Origin of the sequence: Anatilimnocola aquadivae, assembly GCF_049819085.1 — a bacterium.
Taxonomy (GTDB): Bacteria; Planctomycetota; Planctomycetia; order Pirellulales; family Pirellulaceae; genus Anatilimnocola.
This window is the reverse complement of the sequence record NZ_CP187419.1, coordinates 2197785-2221199: the sequence shown is the minus strand read 5'-3', so window position 1 is coordinate 2221199 and position 23415 is coordinate 2197785. Positions and strand designations below refer to the sequence as shown.

General features: G+C 54.7%; 30 protein-coding genes and 2 tRNA genes. 25 read left to right on the top strand and 7 right to left on the bottom strand.

All coding sequences use genetic code 11. From position 1 onward, the window contains the following. Positions 1 to 2: 2 nt before the first annotated feature. From NA78x_RS08995 to NA78x_RS08985, 3 genes are all read left to right on the top strand, one after another. Positions 3 to 986, top strand: a complete 984-nt coding sequence (locus NA78x_RS08995; RefSeq protein ID WP_425618104.1) for a DUF4062 domain-containing protein — start codon at positions 3 to 5, stop codon at positions 984 to 986. 96 nt (positions 987 to 1082) lie between these two features. Beyond that, positions 1083 to 2186: an HNH endonuclease gene (locus NA78x_RS08990; protein ID WP_425618103.1), complete on the top strand. Its 1104-nt coding sequence runs from the start codon at positions 1083 to 1085 to the stop codon at positions 2184 to 2186. A 1-nt stretch (position 2187) separates the two neighbouring features. Next, positions 2188 to 2649: a hypothetical protein gene (locus NA78x_RS08985; protein WP_425618102.1), complete on the top strand. Its 462-nt coding sequence runs from the start codon at positions 2188 to 2190 to the stop codon at positions 2647 to 2649. A gap of 160 nt (positions 2650 to 2809) precedes the next feature. On the opposite strand, the gene NA78x_RS08980 is transcribed toward NA78x_RS08985, so the two are convergent. The 5 genes from NA78x_RS08980 to NA78x_RS08960 form a co-directional block, all read right to left on the bottom strand. Then, positions 2810 to 2980 carry a transposase gene (locus NA78x_RS08980; protein WP_425618101.1) on the bottom strand — a complete coding sequence of 57 codons (171 nt, stop codon included), beginning with the start codon at positions 2978 to 2980 and terminating at the stop codon, positions 2810 to 2812. A 2-nt stretch (positions 2981 to 2982) separates the two neighbouring features. Beyond that, entirely contained in the window at positions 2983 to 3744 is a 762-nt protein-coding gene (locus tag NA78x_RS08975) for a hypothetical protein (RefSeq protein WP_425618100.1), read from the bottom strand. 20 nt (positions 3745 to 3764) lie between these two features. After that, positions 3765 to 6437 (bottom strand): type I restriction endonuclease, encoded by a 2673-nt coding sequence (locus NA78x_RS08970; protein ID WP_425618099.1) that lies wholly within the window; start codon positions 6435 to 6437, stop codon positions 3765 to 3767. A gap of 221 nt (positions 6438 to 6658) precedes the next feature. Then, positions 6659 to 6910, bottom strand: a complete 252-nt coding sequence (locus NA78x_RS08965) for a hypothetical protein (protein ID WP_425618098.1) — start codon at positions 6908 to 6910, stop codon at positions 6659 to 6661. A 61-nt stretch (positions 6911 to 6971) separates the two neighbouring features. After that, complete coding sequence (locus NA78x_RS08960; RefSeq protein ID WP_425618097.1) at positions 6972 to 7187, bottom strand: hypothetical protein; 216 nt, start codon at positions 7185 to 7187, stop codon at positions 6972 to 6974. Between the two features lie 372 nt (positions 7188 to 7559). On the opposite strand from NA78x_RS08960, the gene NA78x_RS08955 reads away from it, so the two are divergent. Both NA78x_RS08955 and NA78x_RS08950 read left to right on the top strand, forming a co-directional pair. Continuing rightward, the gene (locus tag NA78x_RS08955) at positions 7560 to 8108 is read left to right on the top strand and encodes an RNA polymerase sigma factor (protein WP_425618096.1); all 549 of its coding nucleotides are present in this window, start codon (positions 7560 to 7562) and stop codon (positions 8106 to 8108) included. Between the two features lie 93 nt (positions 8109 to 8201). Then, the gene (locus NA78x_RS08950; RefSeq protein WP_425618095.1) at positions 8202 to 9809 is read left to right on the top strand and encodes an FCD domain-containing protein; all 1608 of its coding nucleotides are present in this window, start codon (positions 8202 to 8204) and stop codon (positions 9807 to 9809) included. A gap of 77 nt (positions 9810 to 9886) precedes the next feature. Here NA78x_RS08950 and NA78x_RS08945 read toward each other — a convergent pair whose 3' ends face one another. Both NA78x_RS08945 and NA78x_RS08940 read right to left on the bottom strand, forming a co-directional pair. Next, complete coding sequence (locus NA78x_RS08945) at positions 9887 to 10186, bottom strand: helix-turn-helix domain-containing protein (RefSeq protein WP_425618094.1); 300 nt, start codon at positions 10184 to 10186, stop codon at positions 9887 to 9889. A 71-nt stretch (positions 10187 to 10257) separates the two neighbouring features. After that, the gene (locus NA78x_RS08940) at positions 10258 to 10584 is read right to left on the bottom strand and encodes a hypothetical protein (RefSeq protein ID WP_425618093.1); all 327 of its coding nucleotides are present in this window, start codon (positions 10582 to 10584) and stop codon (positions 10258 to 10260) included. Positions 10585 to 10783: 199 nt separating this feature from the next. On the opposite strand from NA78x_RS08940, the gene NA78x_RS08935 reads away from it, so the two are divergent. The 20 genes from NA78x_RS08935 to NA78x_RS08840 all read left to right on the top strand — a co-directional run bounded on the left by NA78x_RS08935 (position 10784) and on the right by NA78x_RS08840 (position 23412). Then, on the top strand, positions 10784 to 11002 hold the full coding sequence (locus NA78x_RS08935) for a hypothetical protein (protein ID WP_425618092.1): 219 nt from the start codon (positions 10784 to 10786) through the stop codon (positions 11000 to 11002). A 69-nt stretch (positions 11003 to 11071) separates the two neighbouring features. Further along, a complete protein-coding gene (locus tag NA78x_RS08930) occupies positions 11072 to 11329 on the top strand; it encodes a hypothetical protein (RefSeq protein ID WP_425618091.1) in 258 nt (85 codons plus the stop codon). Continuing rightward, positions 11330 to 11701 carry a hypothetical protein gene (locus tag NA78x_RS08925; RefSeq protein ID WP_425618090.1) on the top strand — a complete coding sequence of 124 codons (372 nt, stop codon included), beginning with the start codon at positions 11330 to 11332 and terminating at the stop codon, positions 11699 to 11701. Between the two features lie 5 nt (positions 11702 to 11706). Continuing rightward, positions 11707 to 11779, top strand: a tRNA-Met gene (locus NA78x_RS08920). Between the two features lie 182 nt (positions 11780 to 11961). Further along, on the top strand, positions 11962 to 12204 hold the full coding sequence (locus NA78x_RS08915) for a hypothetical protein (protein ID WP_425618089.1): 243 nt from the start codon (positions 11962 to 11964) through the stop codon (positions 12202 to 12204). Then, a tRNA-Gly gene (locus NA78x_RS08910) sits at positions 12205 to 12276 on the top strand. 36 nt (positions 12277 to 12312) lie between these two features. Next, positions 12313 to 12528, top strand: coding sequence for a carbon storage regulator CsrA (gene csrA, locus NA78x_RS08905; protein WP_425618088.1), 216 nt, complete (start codon positions 12313 to 12315; stop codon positions 12526 to 12528). Between the two features lie 206 nt (positions 12529 to 12734). Next, entirely contained in the window at positions 12735 to 13424 is a 690-nt protein-coding gene (locus NA78x_RS08900) for a helix-hairpin-helix domain-containing protein (RefSeq protein WP_425618087.1), read from the top strand. Positions 13425 to 13488: 64 nt separating this feature from the next. After that, entirely contained in the window at positions 13489 to 13833 is a 345-nt protein-coding gene (locus NA78x_RS08895) for a hypothetical protein (protein ID WP_425618086.1), read from the top strand. Further along, positions 13833 to 14843, top strand: a complete 1011-nt coding sequence (locus NA78x_RS08890) for a YqaJ viral recombinase family protein (RefSeq protein WP_425618085.1) — start codon at positions 13833 to 13835, stop codon at positions 14841 to 14843. The genes NA78x_RS08895 and NA78x_RS08890 overlap by 1 nt, the downstream gene beginning before the upstream one ends. A 36-nt stretch (positions 14844 to 14879) precedes the next feature. Then, on the top strand, positions 14880 to 16172 hold the full coding sequence (locus NA78x_RS08885; protein ID WP_425618084.1) for a hypothetical protein: 1293 nt from the start codon (positions 14880 to 14882) through the stop codon (positions 16170 to 16172). Between the two features lie 214 nt (positions 16173 to 16386). Next, on the top strand, positions 16387 to 16602 hold the full coding sequence (locus tag NA78x_RS08880; protein ID WP_425618083.1) for a hypothetical protein: 216 nt from the start codon (positions 16387 to 16389) through the stop codon (positions 16600 to 16602). Beyond that, entirely contained in the window at positions 16517 to 17389 is an 873-nt protein-coding gene (locus NA78x_RS08875) for a 3'-5' exonuclease (RefSeq protein ID WP_425618082.1), read from the top strand. The genes NA78x_RS08880 and NA78x_RS08875 overlap by 86 nt, the downstream gene beginning before the upstream one ends. Positions 17390 to 17430: 41 nt before the next feature. Then, positions 17431 to 18939, top strand: coding sequence for a hypothetical protein (locus NA78x_RS08870; RefSeq protein ID WP_425618081.1), 1509 nt, complete (start codon positions 17431 to 17433; stop codon positions 18937 to 18939). 2 nt (positions 18940 to 18941) lie between these two features. Then, on the top strand, positions 18942 to 19202 hold the full coding sequence (locus tag NA78x_RS08865) for a hypothetical protein (RefSeq protein ID WP_425618080.1): 261 nt from the start codon (positions 18942 to 18944) through the stop codon (positions 19200 to 19202). After that, entirely contained in the window at positions 19199 to 19621 is a 423-nt protein-coding gene (locus NA78x_RS08860; protein ID WP_425618079.1) for a hypothetical protein, read from the top strand. The genes NA78x_RS08865 and NA78x_RS08860 overlap by 4 nt, the downstream gene beginning before the upstream one ends. Positions 19622 to 19656: 35 nt before the next feature. Next, a complete protein-coding gene (locus tag NA78x_RS08855; RefSeq protein ID WP_425618078.1) occupies positions 19657 to 20172 on the top strand; it encodes a hypothetical protein in 516 nt (171 codons plus the stop codon). After that, positions 20172 to 20537 carry a hypothetical protein gene (locus NA78x_RS08850; RefSeq protein ID WP_425618077.1) on the top strand — a complete coding sequence of 122 codons (366 nt, stop codon included), beginning with the start codon at positions 20172 to 20174 and terminating at the stop codon, positions 20535 to 20537. Before NA78x_RS08855 ends, NA78x_RS08850 begins: the two co-directional genes overlap by 1 nt. Beyond that, positions 20534 to 22219, top strand: a complete 1686-nt coding sequence (locus NA78x_RS08845) for an SNF2-related protein (RefSeq protein ID WP_425618076.1) — start codon at positions 20534 to 20536, stop codon at positions 22217 to 22219. Before NA78x_RS08850 ends, NA78x_RS08845 begins: the two co-directional genes overlap by 4 nt. Next, positions 22219 to 23412: a DUF5131 family protein gene (locus tag NA78x_RS08840; protein WP_425618075.1), complete on the top strand. Its 1194-nt coding sequence runs from the start codon at positions 22219 to 22221 to the stop codon at positions 23410 to 23412. The genes NA78x_RS08845 and NA78x_RS08840 overlap by 1 nt, the downstream gene beginning before the upstream one ends. Positions 23413 to 23415 lie beyond the last annotated feature (3 nt).

Genomic DNA, 23415 nt, shown 5'->3' with positions numbered 1-23415 from the left:
TGATGTCAAAGCCAAAACGTTATCAAATCTTCATTAGCTCCACGTTCCGCGACTTGGAACACGAGCGATCTGAGATTCAGCAGGCTATTCTTAGCCTAGAACATTTTCCCGTGGGAATGGAATTATTCCCGTCCTCCACGGACAGTTCGTGGGAAGTTATTGAGTCAGTAATAACGGACTCTGACTACTACGTCATTGTAATTGCTGGTAAGTACGGCTCTGTCGGAACGGATGGCCGCAGCTTTACAGAAATGGAATATGATCTAGCGCAGAAATCCGGTATTCCAACGCTTGCCTTCATCCACGGTGAAGTTGGGAAGCTCGAAAGAGATAGAACTGAACTTGACCGAAAATCTGCTAAACAACTTGCCGCGTTTAGTGAGAAGGTGCGTCAAAAGCATCAGGTAAAGTTCTGGGCTACGGCCGGCGAATTGACGCAAAAGATTGTCACTTCGCTGGTTGCAGAAATACGCATTCGCCCCAGAATTGGGTGGATAAGAGACGACGGCCTGGAAAAGTCAGACTTAATGTCAAAGCTGATTGACCTTCAGACGCGTTATGACCGACTTCGTGAAGAACTTACACAAGCCAATTCTGAACTGAGTCGTATCCAAGGCAGCTCTGCAGAAATGATTGAAAAGTTGGTCCAGTCGCTCGATGAGGAGTTTCAATTGGTGACTGTTTCTGGCTCGACGGTCACCTCAACCTTCTACGATGTCTTCATAGCTATTGCGCCGCGGCTCGTCTTTCGATGTGTTGAGTCAGAAGTCGTTGTACAATTAGGCGTCAGGTTTTTTAAGGGTCAAGGAGATCGGGACAGTGACCGCGAACTAAATCTGGCAACCCTGGCAAGGATAGCAACGGAGTTTATGGCGCACGAGCTACTGCGAATCGATACGCAGATATATGATCCACCATGGCAATTGACATCGCTCGGAATGAAGCTGCTTCGCTTTGTAAATCGTGTTGACGAGGGACGGGAATAGGCATTTGCGGTGCGGTTTGCTACTTTCGCCGCGAGTCAGGCGACCTAATACTTTTCGATGCGGGTTGGCATTGCTCCAGAAACTTAGGCGTAGCAAATGGCCGAAGCCATTCCTGAAGGAATTACTAGAGTTGACGTCGTCAGTGCTGTCGCGGCTTTCAGCAGCGGCGCTGAGCATGACTTTGCCGCCTCGATTGCCTACGACTTGCTTTACGAAGGAAGCCGTTACCCGCCCAAGGCGATACTTGGCCTAGCCGCCAGACGCCTCACCGGCCAGGTCCTGAAGCCGAGCGACTTCTCGGGCGGCCAATCGTCGAAGTGCTTTAGAGTCCTTCGGGACCTTGGATTTGAGATTGTCGAAAAGCCCGGCGCGAGTCAGACGAGCTACGCTATCATCACAGAAAATGACGAATCTCAATGGCACGACGAAACGGGGGTGAGATATCACTTCCCAAAGCGATACACGAAGATCCTTCAGCCCGGCGTCCGCGTCATCTACTACAAGGGCAGGCTGAAGAACGCCGTGTTCAAAGACGATCGCCTCTCGCCGGCGCCGCATTACTTTGGAATGGCAACCGTCGGTCAAGTGTTTCAAGACTCGGCAAGCGTCAAGGGTGATCTTTACTGCGACATCGAGGACTATGTCGAGTTTTCAAAAGCTCTGTTGGCAAAAGTCGACGATGACTATCTCGAGGACATTCCGCCGTCCCAGGCCGCCAATTATTGGCGCGACGGCGTGCGGCGGATCAGTACCGCGGTTTACGAGCAAATTGTCGAGTGGGCGGCAGCTGAAGGTGCAGTTGTGCTGCAGCCGCCATCAGTCGATTTGCCTGGTGAAGAGAAACCGTCAACGAAGTTCATCGAGGGGGCAGTTAAGTCGGTCGTCGTAAACGCGTACGAACGAAACCCCAAAGCAAGAAACGCCTGCGTCGGCCACCATGGCTTTGTGTGCGCAGTTTGTGGTTTCAACTTCGTTCATCTGTATGGCGACATCGGCCAGGACTTTATTCACGTCCATCACGTGAAAGACATCGCATCGATAGGAGCAGAGTACGAAGTCGATCCAATCGATGACTTGCGGCCGGTGTGCCCAAACTGCCATGCAATGCTGCACAAAGCGAAGCCGGCGATGTCGATCGAGAAGCTGAAAGCTATCATAGGCGATCGCAAAGTTACGCTACCGGTCATGCCCCCTGCGTGAGATGCTCGTCTTCGTTGCGTCAAATGCCACCCTGCGAGATGTTTTTTCACGGATGGAGCCGCTGATGTTCCCAAATCTGCCCAATGGGCACCTCTACCAATGGATCACCACATTTGGTGCTCTTCTTGCTGTTGTGTCAGTTGCCGGGGTGGGTATCCAGGTGCGGTCTCAGAATGAAATGGTTCGTCAGCACGTGGGGAAACTTCTCGAAGTCGAAAAACCATCGGGCGAATACCAGAAGTTCTGGAGCGAGATTTTTGTATCGGAGAGTAACAACACCAAGTTCGTAGTCGGGTTTTTGATGGTGACGACGCTAATTGGTTTGGTGTTTGCTTGCTGCGGCGGTTACTTTTGGTACAGCAAAGTTCAGTGGTATGAAGATGAGCGGCGTCGCCTTGGCCATGTTGACAAGTCGCATGATGTTGACAAGAAGACTGGAGTGAAAAAGCTGACCATGCCATAGCTCATCCGAATCAGCCCGGCCGGGGTCGAGCTAGCAGATGTTTTAGGGGATTCTGTTCTGACCCGTGACCAGACTAGAACCGGTTTCAAAGCCGTCTGAGGATTATCATCATACAGGCGAGCTTGGCGAAGCTGTGGAAGAGAAACGAGTAGTGCTCGTATCAAGTGACAAGTCGGCGAAAAGAGTGCAGCCAACTAATGGTGCGTTCGATGATCCAGCGGCGGCGATAGCGACGTAGTGGTCGGCCATCTTGAGTAGGCGGCTGCACTCGGCCGCGGCGATGGGGGCAGATCAGAAGAAGACTGGCGTGTGGAACATTTCTTGAAAGCAATACTAGATTGCTTTGTAATCTGGTAGCTTCGGCTGACGCTTCTCGAACTGTTCAATTCGCTGTCGAAGCCTCTCGCTCTCAAATCGAATATCCTCAATTGTGGGCTGCGACGTTCCGAGAAGGTACAGCATTAAATTTGTCGTGAGGTAGACAAATCCAATGCAGCCGCAGGCCAAAAGAGCGAGTGCCGCAAACTTTCCCCAGCGGTCTGAAGCGGGTTCCTTTTGAGTGGCTCTGATTAGATTGACAGCTTCGTTTGTGTCCACTCGCACGTCGACTGCCTTCGCCGCCATGTAATCCGCATCCACGTACACTCTAATGACGTATGAATCGCCTCTGTTGAACGGTGCAAGCTCGAAGTCTACTTCCTCAACAGGACTGTACGGCGAAGGAGTAATGCTAGGCTTGCACTCGTGCATCCGGCCAACCTTGTCGCATTCAAAGCCAATTATCTTCTGGGCAATCCCGTCGAGCCTTACACCGATTGCGAAGGACTTCCTATCCACTCGTGTAGAGTTCCACAGTGCAATCCGCACGATTGAGAGGTTCTTGAATTTTACTTCTTTACCATCTCGCTTCGTAATCAATGTTGCTTGCAGCGCCTTGTCTGTCGTTTGCTCGTTGAACAAGTTATTGACTTCGAGGTCATACCGAAGTGTCGGAACTCGGCTCTGCCACGCATCAAGTACGAACTTGATGACGCCCCAGGAGAGGCTGCCGCCGAGAAAGCCGACCGTGATCTTGATTGCGTCGTCGATATTCATTGTGCTGGAAATCAAAGAAGTCACTTGACGAAATCGACGAAACGTAACGAGAGCTTACGGATTTCTGGTTCTACGTGATCGACTTTAACCTTGACTCGCATCCGTTTTCTGAATTGCTTGATTGTGACGCCATTAGGAAGAGATTTGAAATAGATTAAACCGGTCGGGCCGTTATCGACATCAACAAACACTCCGTAGTTTTCAGTGCCGCTCACCGTTCCAAGGCACTCGTGACCAGCGGGAAATTTTTCCTCTATACGGTTATCGCCCTTCTTGACCTGGTACTTCTCGTAGGCGCTCTCAATGCGGGCAGCCGTGCCTTGCACCTGATCCCGTGCGTCGTGCGACAAAGTCGCAATAATGTCTTCTGACATCGACTTTTCCTTGGTAGCACGTTGCGTTAGATATGAAATAAAATCCTTTGCATTTAGAAGATTGGTTTCCGGCGAAAAGTGCATTTTAGGTCCAAACTGACCAATACGCTGCTTAATAGTTTCTGCCAACTCTCTAGATTCGACCCAACTGTCCTCGGCACAGGCAGCTAAATAGGTAGGCTCGGAACTCATCTGCAAGTGTGTGTAGCCGGATGGCGAAATGCGAATAAGGTCCGAGTCGGACTTCAATTCAGGCCGTTGATGTTCCGTAAGAATTGCGCCATGCAAGACGAGGTAGCCCGTTTCACGAAAAGTAACAATCGCATCATGGCCGAGAGTCACTAGGTCGGCTACCAAGTCATATACCGGAAAGAAGCCAACGACGCTTGTTGGGCCTTTGATTTTGGAACGTGCCTCAAGCCAGTTAAGGATTGCGAGCCTCACGAAGGTATCCGGTTCTGCATCCTGTGGATCGCACTGAAATATGTTCGCCAGAAAAGACGAGTCCCCATCGTAGAAGCGCCTTGCACGACGTAGCAAGACACGGGTCACTACAAAATAAGGAAGGGTGTAATGCCCTTTCTCTGCCTTCATCTTCCAGTATTCGCTTGCGCCGATATGCCCGCTCTTGCAAAATTCCAGAAATATCTCCATTGCCTTGCGGAGGTCGTTTCCTGCTAGGCCAAGCAACAGGCTTCGGATTAGGCGGTCATACTCATAGAGTGATTTGTAAATGCTGGCGAGGTAGATACCGAGCTCGTTGGCGGGATATGTAACCTTATACTTGTTATCTAGGGTAAAATCGAGAGTCTTGGTCTTTGATGACTGTTGTGAAAGGTCGTTGAGGACTAATTTGATACGCTGTCCAAGCACTCGTGAGAATGGTGGAGGCTCGATGCGGAACACCAAGTCTTTGATATGAGTGTCAAGTGGCGGAACGTCTTTGTAGGCATCATACGTTATATCACGGATCGGCATTATGAGCAGACACCGTGCTATGTCGTCCTGTAGCCACTTCGCTACTTGAAAGCAAAGAAGTTGCTGTTCAAGATCGCCCTTGTCGCAATTGTCGAACACTATGATGAGCAGTCTGCTGCGCTCGCCACATAAATAACGGCACATCGCTTGCGCATGAGCCACTAGGTCTTTTTGAAGAGCAATGATCTTGTCAGCAATGCGGACTTTATATTCCGTGGAATTGGGATCAAGATCAGCCAGCGCCCCTTTCCGCAACTGCCTTAGTTCAACCGAAAATACTGATTCAATGACATTACGCTCGTCGAAGTCAAGTTCTGGCTGGCACTTCTTCAGTCCATCTATCATTCCACGAAGAAGGTACGATTCTAATAGATTGCGTTCGGGCGGGCTTTTGCTAAGGTCGAGACGCACCCAGATCGTCGCCGCTTTGAGTTTGACACTTAGCTTTACGAACTTGCAATAGTCGACGAATGTTGACTTTCCTGCTCCTCTTGGTCCAACCACAAGCATTACTTTGCCTTCCAGATTCCTGCCCTCTCGCAAAACGTCTAGGACTTCAACCGGCGACTCTGTATCCTCAATTCGTTTGCCAAATTTGAGAAAGGCATTCGCTGCGCGCTTTATGACTCGATCAACTTCGTCGACATAATGTTCACGCCGCCTAGTCGTGACGTATGCGTTTTCGACGATGTACTCTCGCTCTTGGGCGGTTTCTGGCACGAATACGCTGTTGTAGTCGATCGCAAGTTTTCTTCCGAAGGTGTTCTGCCCAACCTCTTCGTCTCGGAGGGATTGGCCGCCGAGTAGGTTAAGCGCCCGATGAAACGGTCGACTGGAAATCTGCGACCTGTAATGGTCGGCGTCAAATTGGAGCTTCGGCCTTGAGCATTCTTCCAGCAACTTGTTATAGCCAACACTGGTAACATTTATGTCGTTGAATGTGAGTTCAAGCTCAGCTTTTGCAGTGTCATGCGAGCCGTAAAGTAGTATCTTACCATTGGTAACGATGATGCGAGAGCAAGGATTAACTCCTTTTCCGAGTTTGGCATTTACCTCGTTGGCATAGAGTCTAGCTTCACGATAGGCGGCGTGACAGTCTTCGTCCGGGTTTTTGACCTCTACGATCATTAACGGAATGCCAGCTATCAGAATGACATAGTCTGGATGGTACAGTTTTTCGCTTTTCCCTTTGTCAATCAGCAGCTTCTTAATGTTCGGTTTAGTTCGGATGTCGACTGTTGCGTAACCCAGGCCAGTCGGCGCAGGTGTATTGAGCATCGGAAATACCAGCTTTTGCTCAACGTCGCTTTCTGTTACTAAGTCGGCCAACTTGCAGAACATTCGAGTGTCGCTCCGGTCGCATTAAGGAAATGGCAGACTCGTTAGTTTCCATTGTCTGGGCTTCCGCTGCAAGTCAGTATTTTGGCAGTTTGTCCTTGGACGCAGAAACGGTTGAACGATCAGCTTGTCACCGCGGGAAACCTGATCAAGCTTCGCAATACCAGGGTTCTTGGGCAGCGTGTCGAAGTCAACAGCGAACAGCGCGAGCAAAAGGATTGCGTTCACTGTGCGACCATTTCTAGCTGGCCAGCCTTCGCCACGGCTGACCTGACAAGCTGCTCGGCATCTGGCTTGCCTTCGATCACCGCTTGGCACGCGGCCAGCAAATCCCCGGCGGCGATGAACAACTCAGCCTGGTCGATGCGGTTAAACTTTCCTACGCAGATCCCGTTGGCATCCTGTACGGTGCGCAGAAACGACATTCCAATCGGGTTGCCGCCGAGAGAGTGTGGCAGCTGAAGTTTGCGACTCATCGATCACTCGCTTGCAGGTGAGGGGTGATCGCAGGATTGTAATTTCATCGCTGGCGACTTGCTACTTCTTGAGCCTTCGCTCCCTCTCGATAATTTCGTAGTGCAGCCACATCCGCAAGCGCACCGACTCATCGCGGACCTTCACGAAACGAAGCAGAAGATCGTCGTCGCCAGCAAAGCCCAACTGCTCCATACGTCTGATGGTCCGCGAGTAGCGGCCCAGCGATTCGAGTTCAAGGTCGAGCGGTGCCTGTAGCTGCTCGATCGTCAGATTCATGTTGTTCATTGGCTCGCGCGCAAAGAAAGCCAGAGAATTGGTTCCCTGGCCGCGAGGCCTCATGACTTGTGCAAAAGCATAGCTGCCGAACTATCTAAATGCCATTACGTGTGTTTGGTTTCTGGCCATTGTCGCTACTGGAACGAGGTTGGTCCGCTGAATCGTGGCAAACCTCTGGCAGCTAGTAAGTTATGGCGATACGCCCCCAAATGGTCGCTATCCGCGGCACTGATCTTTTTCTGGTTTCTGGGAAATTCCTGGGAAAAGGTGTGAAGGTTTTGCCTCCCGGACCACTTATCCTCAATTGGCTTTGGTCCAGCAGAAGATGCCCTCCTCTAAACTCCCGCCAAGTGCAGAAAGGAGCAGCTCGAAATGGATACAGACACGCCTCCTAATCACCCCCCTACAGGCCCGCCGCCGGAGATCGATTTTGAAAGATTGCGTCTGATTGCTGTCGGTGTTGGTAGAGAACGGACAGGTTGCTGGGATCAGGCGGATGAAATCGCCCAAGAAACCCTGCTTCGCTGTTTGGTTTTGACGGACGGCAATTTGCATTCAATCCAAAATCTGCCGGGATATGTCTTCCGAGTTGCCAGGAATGTATCTCGAGAGCATATCACCGCTCGGATCAGACGAAACAGTCGGTTCGCTCCATATATTGAAGAGTGCCCCGACAAGTCTGCAGTTCCAACAGATAGTTCGCTGTTGCAAGCGGATGACATAAATCGGATCGAGCAGGCGCTAACTCAGCTTCACCCTGATGACAGGGAAATCATCGAGCTCCGGATCAAACTGGGGCTAGGAAACGGCATAGCTGCTCAGCGGCTTGGCGTCAAAGAGAATACTGCTTCCATGAAGTTTAGACGCGCAATCGTACGACTTCGTGACTCATTCAATAGTACTGATACGGGTGATGATTAACCCAAGAACCTCTCAACGCCGGGCATGGAAACATGCCCGGCGACATCGTTTATGAAGCACCGTTAAATTTACCTGGAATTGGAGGACAAACTCATGGAGCCCGCGAATGAAGATCTGGCTCACGACATCCCGCACTTTCTCATCTCTGGATTGGAGACGCTAATTGGTCATGCAATGCTGTTGCCGCCGTCGGACTGCTTCCTGCGGTGCAACACGATCGAGTACATCGAGTTTGTCGTATTGGACATCGATGGTCTGGCGGAGCATTTCGGATTGCTGGCGAGCTTTCCCGAAGTAGCAGTTACAGTCGACGATAGTGAACTGTGCGACCTGGTGGACACCGCCATGATCAGCATGGCGGCACTATCTAACCGGCAGTTGATCGCTTTGCTTGTTGATCCGGTTGCACTTGCGAAGCTGCGCGTTGCCATGCACGAACGCGAGGAATGTGACAGCGATGCCTGGCTCGACGCGTACGCGAAGTTGGGTGAACGGGGGATCAAGGACGGCTGCGTCCCGAAAGCAGCGTCCCAGTATGCGGGGGCAATCCAGCGCCCGCTCGGCCAGTTTGAGGTGTATCAAGGTCGTGCGTCACTTGGGTCGTCGCAGTTTATCTATGACACGTTCAGCAAAAGGAGGGAAATCGAATCGGATTCAATCGCTTGCTTTGGGGACCTGCCAGAGGACGAGCAGGACAGCATGTGCAAAAAGCTGAAGCTCATTCAAGAGCGACTGTTTCGCGCGGAAGGAGATGAATTTGCTGCCCTCGATGTTGAGTTTCACATTCTGCTGAGTTCTCTGTCGGATGACGCTGGGTATTCACGCGAACTCGCGCAGTTCGTGTTTGAGCATGGAGACCGAGAGGCTCTGACCCTCCAAACACGGACGAGGGTGTGGTTCGAGCACGCGGCGGTACTTAACGCACTTTGCATCCGCGACATCAACAAAGCGGCGGCGGCGTCGCGCACGCACATGAATGCGTCGCGTCAACGTTGGCTCCCACGAGTTGATCTTGCACTGCTAAAGGGCGATATCGAGTTCTTTGACCGCCTTGCCGGATCCGACAAGAGCTTCGTTTGCGTTAGTTCGCTGAATATTCAGCCCGTAGAACTGGACCCGCGTTTTCGCAACTCTGTCGGTACTGCTGCAGCCAATGCGATCGGTCGCGGAACATCCATGATGTACTTGCGGCCATCGCAAAAGCTCTTGAATCGCTGGAAAACCGAACGAGGAATGACTGAACTGCGCGTTACGTCAGAGCGCGACACCGACAGTGACTTTCGGGACTTTCGAGACTTCGCAATCCGCCACATTGCTGAGCACTATCTGATCTCAGTTGTCGAAGCGACGGCGAAGGTTGATTCCCACCTGATCCAGTTGAACGTCAGCGAAGACGAGCTGTTTATGTTCACACGGCCGAATTCGACGGTAGGGTACTTCTGTTACGGAGACGGACAAACCCAACTGACGTACCGCGCAGAACTTGCAGACAGCGAGGCATGGTTGGGGATCTCACCGATGCCTGGCACCAGCTTAATGAAGGGGGCTTTTTTGGACGTTGCCCATCGATCGGTCACCAATTGGCTTCGTGATCCGGATTCCGAATGCGACGATGTGCGTGCTAACCGTAGTGAGCGAGTGCGATTTCTCGCTGACAAGTGGCTTCGCAAGCCGTCCTTGATTCCAGCAATTCACCGATAGAGCGGATATCCAAACCGTACTAAGCTACCGGTTCATTGACGAAATGAAGCCGGTAGTTTCGTTTCTTGGCCATCCGTTCAGCCCTTCCATCCGAGTGCACGGAGGCGAGAAGCACCGGCGTAGACCGTGGGCTGCTTCCGTTTTTGCTGCTGCATCTGAATTAGCGGCGGCGGATCGGCAGCTGCACCAGCGAGGTAGTCGGCCAGCTGCTCTTCGCTGACTCGAAACCGCTTCTTCTTGCCAACGCCGATCCGATAGTGCTTCAGTTCCCCGGCGTCACAGAGCGCGTAAACAGCAGTGCGGGATAGGCCCAGCCGTCTCGCGACTTGTTCGGCGGAAAGCAGGGAAGGGACTGGATTTTGAGATTGGCCAACCACCAGCGGCACTCCAAGAGGGAGTTGAAAGCACGCCGGAATGGTAATGTTCTACATGTAGATTTACAAGTGTTTTATTGCCTTTCTTTTGCTCTGCGCGACTTGATCTGCTCACGAGTGGCTTGAGCTGAGGACCTCTGGGTATCTCGCTGAAGCTTTGCTTCTCGTAGAAACACCTGCTTCTCAAGTTCCGAAGGGAAATCCATTAGAGCTGCTTGAGCGAGCGCAAGATAATGCAAGAAAGTGCCTGGTTTAAGCTCGACAGTTTCCACTTTTTTTTCGCCCATTCGTGCACGCATGAGCCGAAAAACATTGGCCATTTCAGAAACCTTATCCTCCATGGCCTGAATCTCCGCAACGCTCAGCGGTTTTTTCAACTTGGTGTTCTTCTCGTGAGCCATGGCAAGGCGATCTCGGAAAATATTTCTTGCTGCGTAATTCAACGTAAGTCATTCACCTCCTTGATTTTCGCGTAAATCCACTTGCTCGAATACGGGCCGATTGCTGCAAAACTACTGCTCGAACTATTGCAATCTACGCGTAGATTGACGTATAGTTTCACGCGTCGCATGTGTAACACGTTAGTTCGAGGTGCGGGCGATGTCAAAAACCGAAGACTTGCCAAATGGCAACACGATCTATCCGTGGGGCCGCTGGGAAAGTGGTCGGCAGTTCAAGGTGAAGGCTGGAGTTCACTTCCGTATCTCAGTAAGCAGCTTTCGCAACTCGCTGACCGCGCACGCGGCAAAGCATGGCTTACAAGTGACCACTCGCGTGAAAGGTGACACCGTCATCTTTCAGTTTTCGACGTCAGGGTAATTCCACGCCTCGGTCGGTCAATGGCAGGTTGGCCGGCCGGGGTGGTGGTTTCTCAAGGGCACGGAAGTCATGGCAAAGAAATCAAAGCAAGCCGAAGTCGCTGAACAGCAACTCAAGATTGCCTTTCAGGCTGGCTGGAACTCGATCGACATGCGGGGCGTTACCGACAAGCCGCCCTATGCAGATCAGAACGGCCGCCTCGCCCAAGCCTGGCTCGAAGGCCGTCGCGAGCGGCTTCGCAATCGCAACGCATCGCCGGCAGACCGAGTTGTCTCTGCAGCTGATGCCGTTGCTTCACTCACCAGACATTTTCACGGAGCGAATTAGATGGCTGTCATCCACATACCTGAGAGACCACCAAAGTACGTGCGAGTAACCATTGATATCGTTCGCGATGGAATAACCGAATCGACATCGCGCATGGAGCTGATTGAGCGCGACGTTTTCGATACGACGGGCTACGTCTTAGCCTCCGCGATTGTTGCCGCGATCAGTCCAGATGAGGACGGCTACCAAGCTGAATTTTGGCAATGTTTTCTATCCGGCTTTGAAGCTGTTCCGCATCTTAACGGCGGATGGGTTAGTAAACTCGCTCGCCATATTGCGCAGTGGTTCGATTCGGATGACGACTTGGATCTGCCTGGGTGGATGGACAGCAGGATCGCTGAACCCGACCCCGAACCAGAAGAGGAAGAGTAAGACATCGCGGGGTAGAGCAATTGGCAGCTCGCGGCGCTCATAACGCCGAGGTTGAGGGTTCGACTCCCTTCCCCGCCATTTGGAAGCTTAAAGATTCGGCGATCTTTTCAAACATGCCGCGTGGTTCGGTAAAGCGTAGAGCAGGCCATTGGTGGCCGCGGTGAAGCATGTGCCTGGGACACACCCAAAGTTGCGATCACCGGTCGGTGCGAACCCGACTCGAACCATTTGAAAGTTGATTCTTTCCACACGAGGGAGCTATGGAATTTCATCTTGTATCAACACTGCTGAGGAAGGCGCTCGAAGAGCTGAAGCGGATTCATGGCGCTGATAGTCGCGACATGAGAGTGGTTTCGGATTCTCAGTGGTGGCTGGCAATGGCAATGCTCGATCATTGCCGTCCCGCAGTCTGGTTTCGCAGTAGCGAGCGAGCAGATCAGTCGGCGCGACTCAGCAAGATCTGTGATGAGTACACGCCATCGCCGGATGTCGAGGTTGGTTAAGCGATCGTGGCAGAAAGGTAGTGCACCGCGTTACCAACGCGGCCAATGCGGGTTCGAGTCCCGCCGATCGCTCTGAAGTTTGGAATCTTACTTTCATGGAGGTGCAGGATGCTTGTTCTTTCTCGCCATCGAGACGAATCGATTGTGATCGGCAACAAGGTCGTAGTCACTGTCATCGATATTCGCGGCGACAAAGTTCGCCTGGGCATTGAAGCCCCGAGCGACGTGCCCGTTCATCGCCAAGAGGTGTACGAGGCGATCCAGCGTGAAAACGCCAAGGCCGCGGCGGCAAAGGTAGCTGCCGCGAAGCGGGAGGGCACATGACGGATCCAGACAACGAGGGCCGCACGGAAGACACCCCTTCGAATCCGGAATGGAAAGAGCTTCACGATTGGTACGAGGAAGAGACCAAGCTCGGTGGCAACGGCAGGTGATTGTTTCCTCCGTTCGTGTCGGTGACTTCCCGCGAAACCTAGTCACCGGCACGGCGGAGTTTTGAATCGAGATCATTTTCGGCAAAGGGGAGACACGTGAACGTATTGGATATCCCGGTTAAGTTTGGCGGTGTATCAATCGGAGAGGCCACAGCTAGGCTCGGACTTTCGATTGACCGCAGCGTGTGCAATATCAATGCTGCAGATGAAACCTTCTGTGGTCACCGCTTAAGCGGTCGTGTTATCCGTGGAAGATCAGGGGATCAGGCTGGCCAGTCCACAATCGTCGAAGATCTTGATCACTATGTTGACGCCGTATTTGACGTCAAACGTATCGGCGTCAATTCAACGAACATCACCACAGGCCTGACGTTCTCGCTAGCTGACGTGGATATTCGCGAACTGGCCAAACTATCTAAAGGTGCGGGCCGCCTGATCATCAAGGAAGTCGCCGAACTGCCAGATGATGCTGTTGATGATGCACCGCAACTTGATGACGAAACGCCGGACACGCTCAAGGCCGAGGGCCCGTGGCGAATGGTCCAGCTCTCGACCCTATTCGAAGGTGCACTTCTCAAGTCGCTGAAGGAAGCGGGCCTCACAACGGTTGGCCAACTTAGCGACTACACCGCGAGCGAAAAACGGCTCACGGACATTCCCGGTATTGGACCTGGAAAAGCAGAGAAGATCGAGAACCGCATGCTCGAGTTCTGGGAGCAGAACCCGAACGCGGACCAAGCCGAGGGTGCCGCCGAGCAGACAGCTGAACCAGCTGCCGACCAGTAAAAGGGCCCAGCCGCTAGGTGCCTGGCCCCTGCCAATCGATCTCCGCCGTGAAGGATTTGACCCTGTGAATGCTACCGCTCCCCAAATTGAGACATCATGCGACGATCTGATCGCCGAGTATCGCGATCGTCGCATGACATTGCTCAACAGAGCAGTCGATTGGATAGCAGCGCACAACTGCGCGGAGGATTACCTTTGCATCCAAGCAACGGAATACGGCAGGTGCGGAGTTCAGATCACATTCAAATCAATTGCCCGCTTGAAAGAACTTCTCCGCGGCCGCGGCGCAACTCTGCATCTCAATCGCGACTGGGATGGCTATGTCCACGGTCGCGTTGATATCGATGGCCTCACGTTCAATGCCTGCGAGCTACTGAGCGAGTGTGAACTCGGGGAGGTCATTCTCTAATGAAGACCTTCGACTCAGTTACTGACCTGACTTCCCTCGAGTTCCCGGTCCAGATTATTGAATGCAAGTCGCGCGAAGAGTGGCTCTCAGCCAGGCGTAAGCGTCTGCAGGCTTCCGACACTGCGGCGATCCTCGGCCACGGCTATGCGAACCAATCGCCGGCGACGATCTGGGAATCCAAGGTTACTGACAACGACCTCGATCCGATCACGCAGCCGAAGTATCTCCGCATCGGCAAGCTGATGGAGCCGTCGCTCTCGCTGATCTTCAGCGAAGAAACCGACATGCCCGTCATCCCGGTGGGCGACTTCACAATCTATTGCCATCCACTGATCGAATGGTTGGGTTGCACTCTCGACGGCAAGACCATTCACGATGAGTTCGGTCTTTGTCCGCTCGAGCTAAAGAACATCCGCTATTCCCGCCGCGAGGAATGGGAAAACGACAAGGCACCGCTGAAGTTTGCGATCCAGATTCAGCATCAACTTGCGGTAACCGGTGCAACTCACGGCTTTCTGCTCGGCTTTATCGGCGGCAACGAACCGATCGTCCGAATCATTGAACGTGACGAACCCTTCATCGACGCCATGCTCGAGACCGTCGCCGAGTTCTGGGGCTACGTACTTGGTCGCGAGTTACCGCCAGTGGATGGCACGGAAGCTACCGCTGGCGTCCTTAAACGTCTGTTCGGTAAAGACGACGGCAATACCACCATGTTGCCGCGCGACGCGGCGGAGTGGGCCATCGAGCGCGAAACCGCCTCCGCCATCATCAAAGAGATGAAGTCGATTCAGCAACTCGCTGAGAACAACCTGAAATCGAAGATCGGCGGCTTCTCTTTCGGTGACTTGCCGCACAAAGCCGACTATCGCGGCGCCAGCGACCGAGTAGCTGAGTTGATGAAGAAGACCGTCGAACGTATCGGCGTCCGTCAGGCACCGCTGAGCTATTCGTGGAAGCAACAGGCGACCGCCTCCGGCGAGACCAGAGTACTTCGAGCCTGCAAGTAGATCCATTTTCTGTTTTGAACCTGAAGGAGCGACGCGATGAACCAATACGACACCAACGGCGGCGGCACTGACCTGATGGATTCCGGGCCACGCCAGCTGCAGGCGGCGAATCAACTGCCACCGGACCTGATGCTGCTGAAGATGGAAAACGACAGCATTATGACCATCGCGCGGACCGTGCCACGCGATCCAATGAAGATCGTCGAGCAGCTGGCCGCGCTGATCAACGCTTACCCCGCCGCGGCGGAGAGTGCCATCTATTCGAAGCCGGTAGGCACTGTCACAGAAGTGACCTGCGGCGAGTCGAAGTGCGGCATCAAGTACGAGGTGAATAAGGTCGACAACGACACGCAATGCCCGAATTGCGAGTCAAAGAAACGCGGCAAATGTCGGCCTGTGAAGAAGTTTGCTGAAGGTCTCTCGATTCGCGCGGCAGAGGCAATTCGCTCGATCTACGGCTACACGCGACTGACGACGCGATGCGAAATCCTCCGCGATGGATCGGCGGTTCTGACTGGAACGTTGGTTGACTATGCCGCCGGCAATATGACCAGCGACGAAAGAGTTGTTCCTCGGCAGTACAAGTCGAAGAGCGGCCAGATGATCACCATCGCCGAGGATCGCTTTCTCGGAGTTGTCGTCAAAGCAGAGAAAGCCAAGCTGATGCGCGATGTGATCCTGGGCAACACGCCTGGCATCATCAAGGCGATGTTTCGCGACATGTGCGAGCAGAAGATGCTCGACCTTGTATCGCCCGAGTTGATCGAGCAAAAGATCATCCCTGCGTTCGCCGATTACGGCATCACTCGAGAGCATCTCGACAAGATTGTCGGTCGGCCGTTGAACCTCGGCTGGAAAGAGCAGGAACGTCTCTCGCTGCGGAAGATCCTCAGTGCGCTTAAGAACGATGAGACTACCGCTGCGGAGATTCTCGATGGCCTGCAGGACAAGCCTGAGCTAACCGTGCTTTCGACCGCGAAGCCGGTTCCTCAGACAACGACAGAGCTTGCCGAGCAGCTGAAGGCCAAGCAACAGCAGGCAGCAGCTGATGCCGGTGGCGGCGCAACTTCCAGTGACCAAGCGACGAAGCCCGAATCTTCGAAGACGGAATCAAGCACGCCGCCAACGAGCGTGGCCGTTGACGAAGCCAAGCTTCTTGCTGATGCGGCGATCGATTTCAACGCCTGCGAGAACATCCCGATGATCACGAAGTGCGCTGCCGAATGGAATGCGAAGCAGCCGACGCCATCCTTTCGCTTGAAGATCGCCGAGCTTACGGACAACGCTCGCGAGCGCCTCCGCGAATCTCGTCAGAAGCCAAACAAGTAACCCCATACGCCGTTGCCGTGAACGTGGGTGCATGTCGGATCTGTGACCACGGCTGGCTCTTCGGGGCCGGTGTAATGACCGACTGGGTGGAGCTTCGGGCTACCGGAAGCAACTCATCAAGACAACAGGTGGATAACGCAGCGGAATCGGTTAACGGCTGCCCGAGGGGAAGACTCACCAAGGCCCCTCACTTTCACTTTCCAAGGACTAAGAGATGTCAGTTCCTCCATGCCCGATGTGCGGTCACAGCCGTAACGCCACGGCCCAGCGCGGCGACCGATCGTCGTACTTCTTCTGTAGCGTCCACGGCCTATACGACGACAAGCCCGACGAAGGCGGCGACTATGCCGACCATCGGCCAGACATACGCATCGAGCGCGAAGAACGTCGTCGCGAAAACCAATCCCGCAACCGCTTCAACCGACGCTAACCCCATCACAGGATCACCTGCCATGCAAACTGTATTCTTCGATCTCGAAACCGGCGGCTTTGATCCGCACAAGCATCCGATCATTCAGATCGCTGCTATCGCTGTCGACGAACGGCTGAACGAGCTCGAATCATTCGAGGCGAAGATCGCGTTCGATATCGCTACAGCGGATCCGGAAGCGTTGACAATGAACAGCTTCAACGCGGATGTCTGGGCGAAAGATGCACGTCCTGAAACGGACGTCTGTTGGGAGTTCCGGCGCTTTCTCAGTCGGTTCGACGACGTCGAGATGATCTCAAAGTCAAAGGGCACGCCGTATTACGTCGCCCAGCTGTTCGGCCACAACGCCGACAAGTTCGATGGCCCGTTCCTGCAGGCCTGGTACAAGCGGCTGGGGGTGTTCCTGCCGGCGTCTCCGAGCGTGATGTGCACCTATCAAAAGGCGATGCACCACTTCCACGACAACGGTCACCTGCGACGTCCTGCGGACTTCAAGCTCGGAACGCTTTATCACCATTACTTCGGCGTCGAGCTCTGCGGCTCCCATGATGCGATGGTCGACTTGCGGGCCAACATTCAGATCTGCCAGGCAATGAACCGCGAGTCGCAAGCACTCGTCGGTGCCATCGACGCGATGCTTCCGTGGGCGTTGATCGGCCTGGCCGAAGAGCATCCAGCCGTAATGCTCGCGCGCAAGCTCGGAATCACAGCGCATTGCGCCGTTTCGCCTGAACTTTTGAAGGTGGTGGAAGAGTCGATCGACAAGAAGCTGTTCCCAAGTACATAGCCCAGCCCATTTCCCTGTTCTCATTCGTAACGGTCATAGTCATGCAAACGCTCGAAGTAACAAATGTCGGTCCTGTTGAACGCCTCTCGATTCCAGTTCCCGAGGGTGGCGGGATCGTTGTCCTCCGCGGCCGCAACGGCAAGGGAAAAAGCAAAACCCTCGAAACGGTCGAATACGCTATCTCTGGCCGTGGCAAGTTGGAGGTTCGTGACGGGCAAAAGCATGGCGAGTTCACCGGCTTCGGTGTGACTATTACCGTTCAAGGCCGAACGTCTCGCAAGGGCAAACTTGTCGTCGAGTCTCTTGAGGGACGCCTGAGCGTCGCGGAGCTTGTTGATCCAGGTATCAAGGACTTCGAAGCCGCTGACACCAAACGAATCAAAGCCCTAGTGCAGCTCTCGGGAGTGCTGCCATCGGCTGAACTGTTTCACTATCTCGTTGGCGGCCAGGAGGCTTTCGAAAAGATCGTTGGCGCGGCAACCCTGAAAAGTAACGACTTGGTCACCATGGCCGACCGAGTCAAGCGAGACTTTCACGAGGCGGCACTTGTCGCTGAGAAAGCTGCCCGTGACACTGAAACTCGCGCCAGCGGAGCCAGGCAGGCCGCCGAGGGAATCGACATCAACGTAGAGACTGATGCCGCCGAATTGAAATCTGATAACGAAGATGCCATCCGAGCGGAGTCAGAACTCAAAGCGATGGCTGCCAGTGCGGCAACCGCTCGCATGGCCGTTCAAGAGGCAAAGGACAACCTGGAAGACGCCGAGGCTGGGCGAACAGGCCCAACCATCGAGGAAGCGAAGCAGCGCCGACAAGCTGCCGACGACGCCGCGAAAGCCGCCGCACAGCTCGTTGAAGATCGTGCGAAGGCAGTTGCCGCCGCCGAGTTGGCTTTGAAGAAGGCCAAGGAACGGAAGACGGCGGCGGATACCGCAAAACGAGCCGCCGACGATGCTCTCGAAAGCGCGACGACGATTCTCTCTCAGGTCGAACAGCATGAGGAAAGCGTGCGGGTGTGGCGCGAGCAGCTCTCCGCAACCATCCCAACCGATTCTGGCGAGGATGCAATACGGGCCGCCGCCGATCGAGTTGCTGCCACGAATAAGGCTATTGAAGACGGCGTGCTCGCTCGCCGCGCAAGACAGCACCTTGCCGAAGCTGAGAGCTACGCCGCCGATGCAAAGGCTCACCGTGAACAGTGCGACAACCTCCGGAAAGCAGCGGACGGTACCGACGAAGTCTTGTCCTCCGTTGTCTCCAAGCAGAGCTCACTGCTACGCGTCGAGCTCGCTCGCCTGGTGCTCGATACCGACCGCGGTGTCACGTACTTCAGCGAGCTCTCGCAAGGTGAACGCTGGAAGCTCGCACTCGACATCGCGATCGATGCGGTTGGCAAACGCGGCATCCTGATGATTCCGCAGGAGGCCTTCGAGTCGCTCGATCCGATCAATCGCCAGTTGATCAAGGATCACGTTCACGGCCGCGGCGTGACCATCTTGACTGCCGAGGCCAGCGACGACGAGGAGATCACTGCGGAGGTGATGGCCTAACCATGGAAGACGTCATCCTCAAAATCGTCCGAGACGGTTGGCCGGTCAGCACCGCCGACATTCTGCACGACCTCAAAGTCCTGCAGAAGCAAGGCCTGTTGCCCGTCGACGTTCAGTTGCCTGCGGAGATTGCGGAGCTTTCGGCGATGGTCAACCACCTCCATTCCGAGGGCAAGGTCGAGAAGGTAACTGGCGGTTGGAAATGGGTTGCACCGGCTCCTGCAGTCGTCACACCCGTCCTGATGCAAAGGAGTTTTGCTTGATCTACACCGCCATTTTCGAGACGCGTGGGCGGCCAACGGTTTATCAGGTTGGCATCAAGCACGACGGTCACTCGCACATCATTCGGTTCCGTCCGAATCAAGCAAACCAAGTCAGAGTCGCCCTGGCGACACGCGGTATCCGTGGCGAACTGCCGTGGGACATCGCATTCGAAGCATGTCGTCGCGTCTTCAAACTCATTGGGAAAGCTGAAATGGACGAACTCGAATTGCTCGCGGAACAACTGCAGAAGAAGGGTTTCTTCGTTCACCTCGAACGGCAGCCTGAGGGGTGGAACTGCATGCTATCGACATCCGGCGTGTATCGCCCGCCAACCGGTCGCGGCAACACGGCGTTCGAGGCAATACAAGCTGCTGTTGAGGATCTCGCGGACATTCGTAAAGCAGCGAAGTCGAAGTAGACGGACGAACAAAGGCAAGGAATGGACGTGCCACCATGGCGATCATCACGAAAAAAGTAATCACCGATTTAGCGCGGGCTGCTCCATACCTCATCCGCTGGAGTATGTGGCTGCCGTTCGGTTGCTCACTGAAGCTGCATCAGATCGTTCGCCCTGACGATGATCGTTGCATGCATGATCATCCCTGGTGGTTCCTGCGGATCATCCTGTGGGGCGGCTATACCGAAGATGTTCGCCATGCCTTTGAACTCAATGAAACGGCATGGATGCTCGATGTCTACACCGAAACCTGTGTCCGCAAGCCATGGCGGCCGTGGGCGCCTTGGCGAATCTACTGGTGCCCATCTAACTTCGCCCACCGCATCACAAAGCTGACCAACGGTCGATCGAGCTGGTCGCTCGTCCTATGCGGACCGCGATCGCAGGAGTGGGGATTCTTCACTCGAAGCGGCTGGGTTGCCTGGCGAGAGTTCGTCAATGCGGCTTGGTCGAAACGCGTGCTGTGGTGTGAAGACGGACGTGTTTTGAATGAAGAAGGGAAGGATCTGTGATGCTTGAGCTTGCCTCAACGATCATTCCGCTTGTCCGTTCCCATCGGTTGCGTTTCGGCACTGAGCAGCAGCTGCATGAAGACGTCGCAGCACTGCTGACCAGCGCGGATGTACTGTTCGTGGCCGAAATGCGGCTTTCGGACGCTGATCGTATCGACTTCTACCTGCCAGATCATCGTATTGGGATTGAATGCAAGGTCGACGGCGGACCAACGGCCGTAGCGTCACAGTTGCTTCGGTACGCCCGGCATGACGGCATCAACGAGCTAATCCTGATCACCAGCCGACGTTCCCACCTCCTGTCCGTCGATCAGCTGTGCGGCAAGCTCTGCCACTGCATTTGGATCGGAGGTTCGTCGCTATGAGAACCTACGGCAAGATCTGGCTGCAGGATGATGTCTGGCACCTTGAGTGCGAGCCACACGTGGCCATGTGGGCGAAGCGCGTCTTCACTCGCCTGGGCAAAGGTGCCGCCGGCGTGTTGAAGCTGACCAACTCCGACGCCGTCTGCCGTGACCTCGAATGGTTCGTGCAGCGGTTTCCGCTGGAGATCGACAACCATTCCGCATTGTTGTCAGGATCCGCGCGGCACGTCGAGAAGATTCTCACGCTCAATGAGATCGTGGGCGAATCTTATACGCCCCGTGAATTCAAACTGGCATTACCGCCGCGTGCCTATCAGTCAACGGCCGCCGAGTTGTACCTGGCTCAGGGCCATTTGCTGCTCGCAGATGACGTAGGCATCGGCAAGACGGTCTCTGCCATCGCCGCTCTGTGCGACAAACGCACGCAGCCTGCTGCAATCGTGACGCTGGCTCACCTTCCCAAACAGTGGGAAAAGGAGATCAACCGCTTCGCGCCAGATCTCTTCACGCACGTCATTAAAAAGGGCAAGTACTATCCGCTGCCGGTTCGCGATAAGCGGAAACCTGACGTGCTGATCCTGAATTATCACAAGCTGCCCGGCTGGGCAGATGTGATCTGCGACTACTGCGAAAGCGTCACATACGACGAAGTGCAGGAACTGCGGCACAACGACACCTATAAATATCAGTCGGCCTCGGCAATTGCTGATGTTGTCGCGTACCGCCTCGGCCTCTCGGCCACTCCGATCTACAACTTTGGCGGCGAAATCTTCAACGTCATCTCCGCGCTCAAGCCTGGCGTACTCGGCACCCGGGAAGAATTCTCGATCGAGTGGACCGAAGGTGGCGACGAACGCAAGCAACGGCTGAAGGATCCGGCCGCGTTCGGTTCATTCCTCCGCGAGCAGCACATCATGCTCCGCCGCACTCGCAAGGACGTTGGCCGAGAGTTGCCAGCGCTGCAGCGAATCATTCAAGAGGTCGACTCCGACGCCGCGGTGTTCAACGACATCGAGGATGCTGCCAGTCAACTTGCCCGAATTGTGCTCGACCGTGGCCCGTCGCTGCGTGGCGACAAGATGCAGGCTGCAGGCGAGCTCGACGCGATGCTTCGTCAGGCGACGGGAGTTGCCAAGGCGCCATATGTCGCTGCCGTTGTTCGCATGCTGCTTGATAGCGGCGAGCGTGTTTTGCTCTACGGCTGGCATCGTACCGTTTATGACATCTGGCTTGCGAAGCTCAAGGACTTCCGCCCGGCGCTCTATACCGGCTCGGAGTCGCCCTCGAAGAAACAGGCCGAGTGCCAGCGATTTGTCAAAGGTGAAACTCCACTACTGATTATGTCGCTGCGGTCGGGCGCTGGGCTCGATGGCCTGCAGCACTGCTGCCGAACAACGGTGTTCGGTGAGCTCGACTGGTCACCTGGGGTGCATGAGCAATGCATTGGCCGTGTGCTCCGCGACGGTCAGCCGGATCCAGTTGCGGCTTACTTCCTGCTCGCTGAAGACGGCAGCGATCCGATCGTCGCTCAAACACTTGGTCTGAAACGCGAGCAGATCGACGGCTTGCGTGATCTGAAGGCCGCCGACCTCGAGCGCCTCGACGCTGGCGGGGCCAACATTCAGCAGCTGGCACAGCAGTACTTGGCGAAACGCGGTCACAGATTGCAGGAGGGTTCTTAATGGGTACGGCTACGAAGATCGAATGGGCAAATCACACCGCATCGCCATGGTACGGCTGTCAGCATGCCGAATTGCCAAGCGGCGGAGCACATCCCGGCTGCCTGAACTGCTATGCCGAGGCGATGTCGAAGCGTAACCCGGGGACGCTCGGCGAGTGGGGACCGGCTGGAGTGCGGTTTGTCTCGAAGTCCTTTCGAAAGAACTGCCGCCGCTGGAATGAGAAGGCACTGAAAGAGCGACGTCGCTATAGCGTCTTTCCCTCACTGTGCGACCCGTTCGAAGAATGGAGCGGCAACCTCCATTTCACCGAGAAGAATGATCAGGGCGAGACCGAGAGCACTATAGCCTGGTGGCGTCACGATATCGGTGTCTGCCGTGCGGGCGAAATCACTGTTGATCACAGTCGCAGCGAGCGATTGGCGACGATGGAAGACTGCCGAAGCGATCTCTTTAGCTTGATCGACAAATGCCAGCAGCTCGATTTCCTGCTTCTGACGAAGCGACCACAGAATGTCTTGACGATGTGGCCACCGGTTGACAAGACGGAATGGGCACGAAGACAGAGGACGTTGGAATGGAGCAACATTGCTCGCCGTTCCGGACTTCATCGCCCCAACGTCCGACTCATCTACTCGGCAAGCGATCAGGAATCGCTCGGGTTAGGCGTTGTAGACCTGATGAAGTGCAACCATCTGGCTACGGTGATCGGCTTGAGTCTGGAACCTCTAATTGGTCCCATCGACTTGACCAAAATCCAAATGCCGGGAGCAAAGACAGGCCTGCACTTCGACGCGTTGAAACCGAACGATGATCGGTACTTTGAGGCCGAGGACCATATCAAGTGGATCATCGTTGGCGGTGAAAGCGGGCCCGGGGCGCGGCCGTGCGATATCCAGTGGATTCGCTCGATCATTGCCCAATGCCGCGCGGCGGGAGTTGCTTGCTTTGTTAAACAGCTTGGCTCCAACGCCGTTGACAGTTCGCGCAGAGACGTCTGGTGCAACGGAAAGCACCATTACACACGTCCGAAGACGGATCCGGATGGCGTGCTCGCCGAAGCTGGCACACGCCCCGGCTATTCAGTGACTGATCATCAGTTGTCGCGATTGCTGACTGACAAAAAGGGCGGCGATTGGAACGAGTGGCCTGAAGATCTTCGCGTTCGCGAGTTTCCGGAGGTGTCCCTTGCCTAGATC

Bases quoted from the DNA above. Each gene is read 5' to 3' on its own strand.
- NA78x_RS08995 (WP_425618104.1), top strand. From the start codon at position 3: ATGTCAAAGCCAAAACGTTATCAAATCTTCATTAGCTCCACGTTCCGC.
- NA78x_RS08990 (WP_425618103.1), top strand. From the start codon at position 1,083: ATGGCCGAAGCCATTCCTGAAGGAATTACTAGAGTTGACGTCGTCAGT.
- NA78x_RS08985 (WP_425618102.1), top strand. From the start codon at position 2,188: ATGCTCGTCTTCGTTGCGTCAAATGCCACCCTGCGAGATGTTTTTTCA.
- NA78x_RS08975 (WP_425618100.1), bottom strand. From the start codon at position 3,744: ATGAATATCGACGACGCAATCAAGATCACGGTCGGCTTTCTCGGCGGC.
- NA78x_RS08970 (WP_425618099.1), bottom strand. From the start codon at position 6,437: ATGTTCTGCAAGTTGGCCGACTTAGTAACAGAAAGCGACGTTGAGCAA.
- NA78x_RS08965 (WP_425618098.1), bottom strand. From the start codon at position 6,910: ATGAGTCGCAAACTTCAGCTGCCACACTCTCTCGGCGGCAACCCGATT.
- NA78x_RS08960 (WP_425618097.1), bottom strand. From the start codon at position 7,187: ATGAATCTGACGATCGAGCAGCTACAGGCACCGCTCGACCTTGAACTC.
- NA78x_RS08955 (WP_425618096.1), top strand. From the start codon at position 7,560: ATGGATACAGACACGCCTCCTAATCACCCCCCTACAGGCCCGCCGCCG.
- NA78x_RS08950 (WP_425618095.1), top strand. From the start codon at position 8,202: ATGGAGCCCGCGAATGAAGATCTGGCTCACGACATCCCGCACTTTCTC.
- NA78x_RS08940 (WP_425618093.1), bottom strand. From the start codon at position 10,584: ATGGCTCACGAGAAGAACACCAAGTTGAAAAAACCGCTGAGCGTTGCG.
- NA78x_RS08935 (WP_425618092.1), top strand. From the start codon at position 10,784: ATGTCAAAAACCGAAGACTTGCCAAATGGCAACACGATCTATCCGTGG.
- NA78x_RS08930 (WP_425618091.1), top strand. From the start codon at position 11,072: ATGGCAAAGAAATCAAAGCAAGCCGAAGTCGCTGAACAGCAACTCAAG.
- NA78x_RS08925 (WP_425618090.1), top strand. From the start codon at position 11,330: ATGGCTGTCATCCACATACCTGAGAGACCACCAAAGTACGTGCGAGTA.
- NA78x_RS08915 (WP_425618089.1), top strand. From the start codon at position 11,962: ATGGAATTTCATCTTGTATCAACACTGCTGAGGAAGGCGCTCGAAGAG.
- csrA (WP_425618088.1), top strand. From the start codon at position 12,313: ATGCTTGTTCTTTCTCGCCATCGAGACGAATCGATTGTGATCGGCAAC.
- NA78x_RS08890 (WP_425618085.1), top strand. From the start codon at position 13,833: ATGAAGACCTTCGACTCAGTTACTGACCTGACTTCCCTCGAGTTCCCG.
- NA78x_RS08885 (WP_425618084.1), top strand. From the start codon at position 14,880: ATGAACCAATACGACACCAACGGCGGCGGCACTGACCTGATGGATTCC.
- NA78x_RS08880 (WP_425618083.1), top strand. From the start codon at position 16,387: ATGTCAGTTCCTCCATGCCCGATGTGCGGTCACAGCCGTAACGCCACG.
- NA78x_RS08875 (WP_425618082.1), top strand. From the start codon at position 16,517: ATGCCGACCATCGGCCAGACATACGCATCGAGCGCGAAGAACGTCGTC.
- NA78x_RS08870 (WP_425618081.1), top strand. From the start codon at position 17,431: ATGCAAACGCTCGAAGTAACAAATGTCGGTCCTGTTGAACGCCTCTCG.
- NA78x_RS08865 (WP_425618080.1), top strand. From the start codon at position 18,942: ATGGAAGACGTCATCCTCAAAATCGTCCGAGACGGTTGGCCGGTCAGC.
- NA78x_RS08855 (WP_425618078.1), top strand. From the start codon at position 19,657: ATGGCGATCATCACGAAAAAAGTAATCACCGATTTAGCGCGGGCTGCT.
- NA78x_RS08850 (WP_425618077.1), top strand. From the start codon at position 20,172: ATGCTTGAGCTTGCCTCAACGATCATTCCGCTTGTCCGTTCCCATCGG.
- NA78x_RS08845 (WP_425618076.1), top strand. From the start codon at position 20,534: ATGAGAACCTACGGCAAGATCTGGCTGCAGGATGATGTCTGGCACCTT.
- NA78x_RS08840 (WP_425618075.1), top strand. From the start codon at position 22,219: ATGGGTACGGCTACGAAGATCGAATGGGCAAATCACACCGCATCGCCA.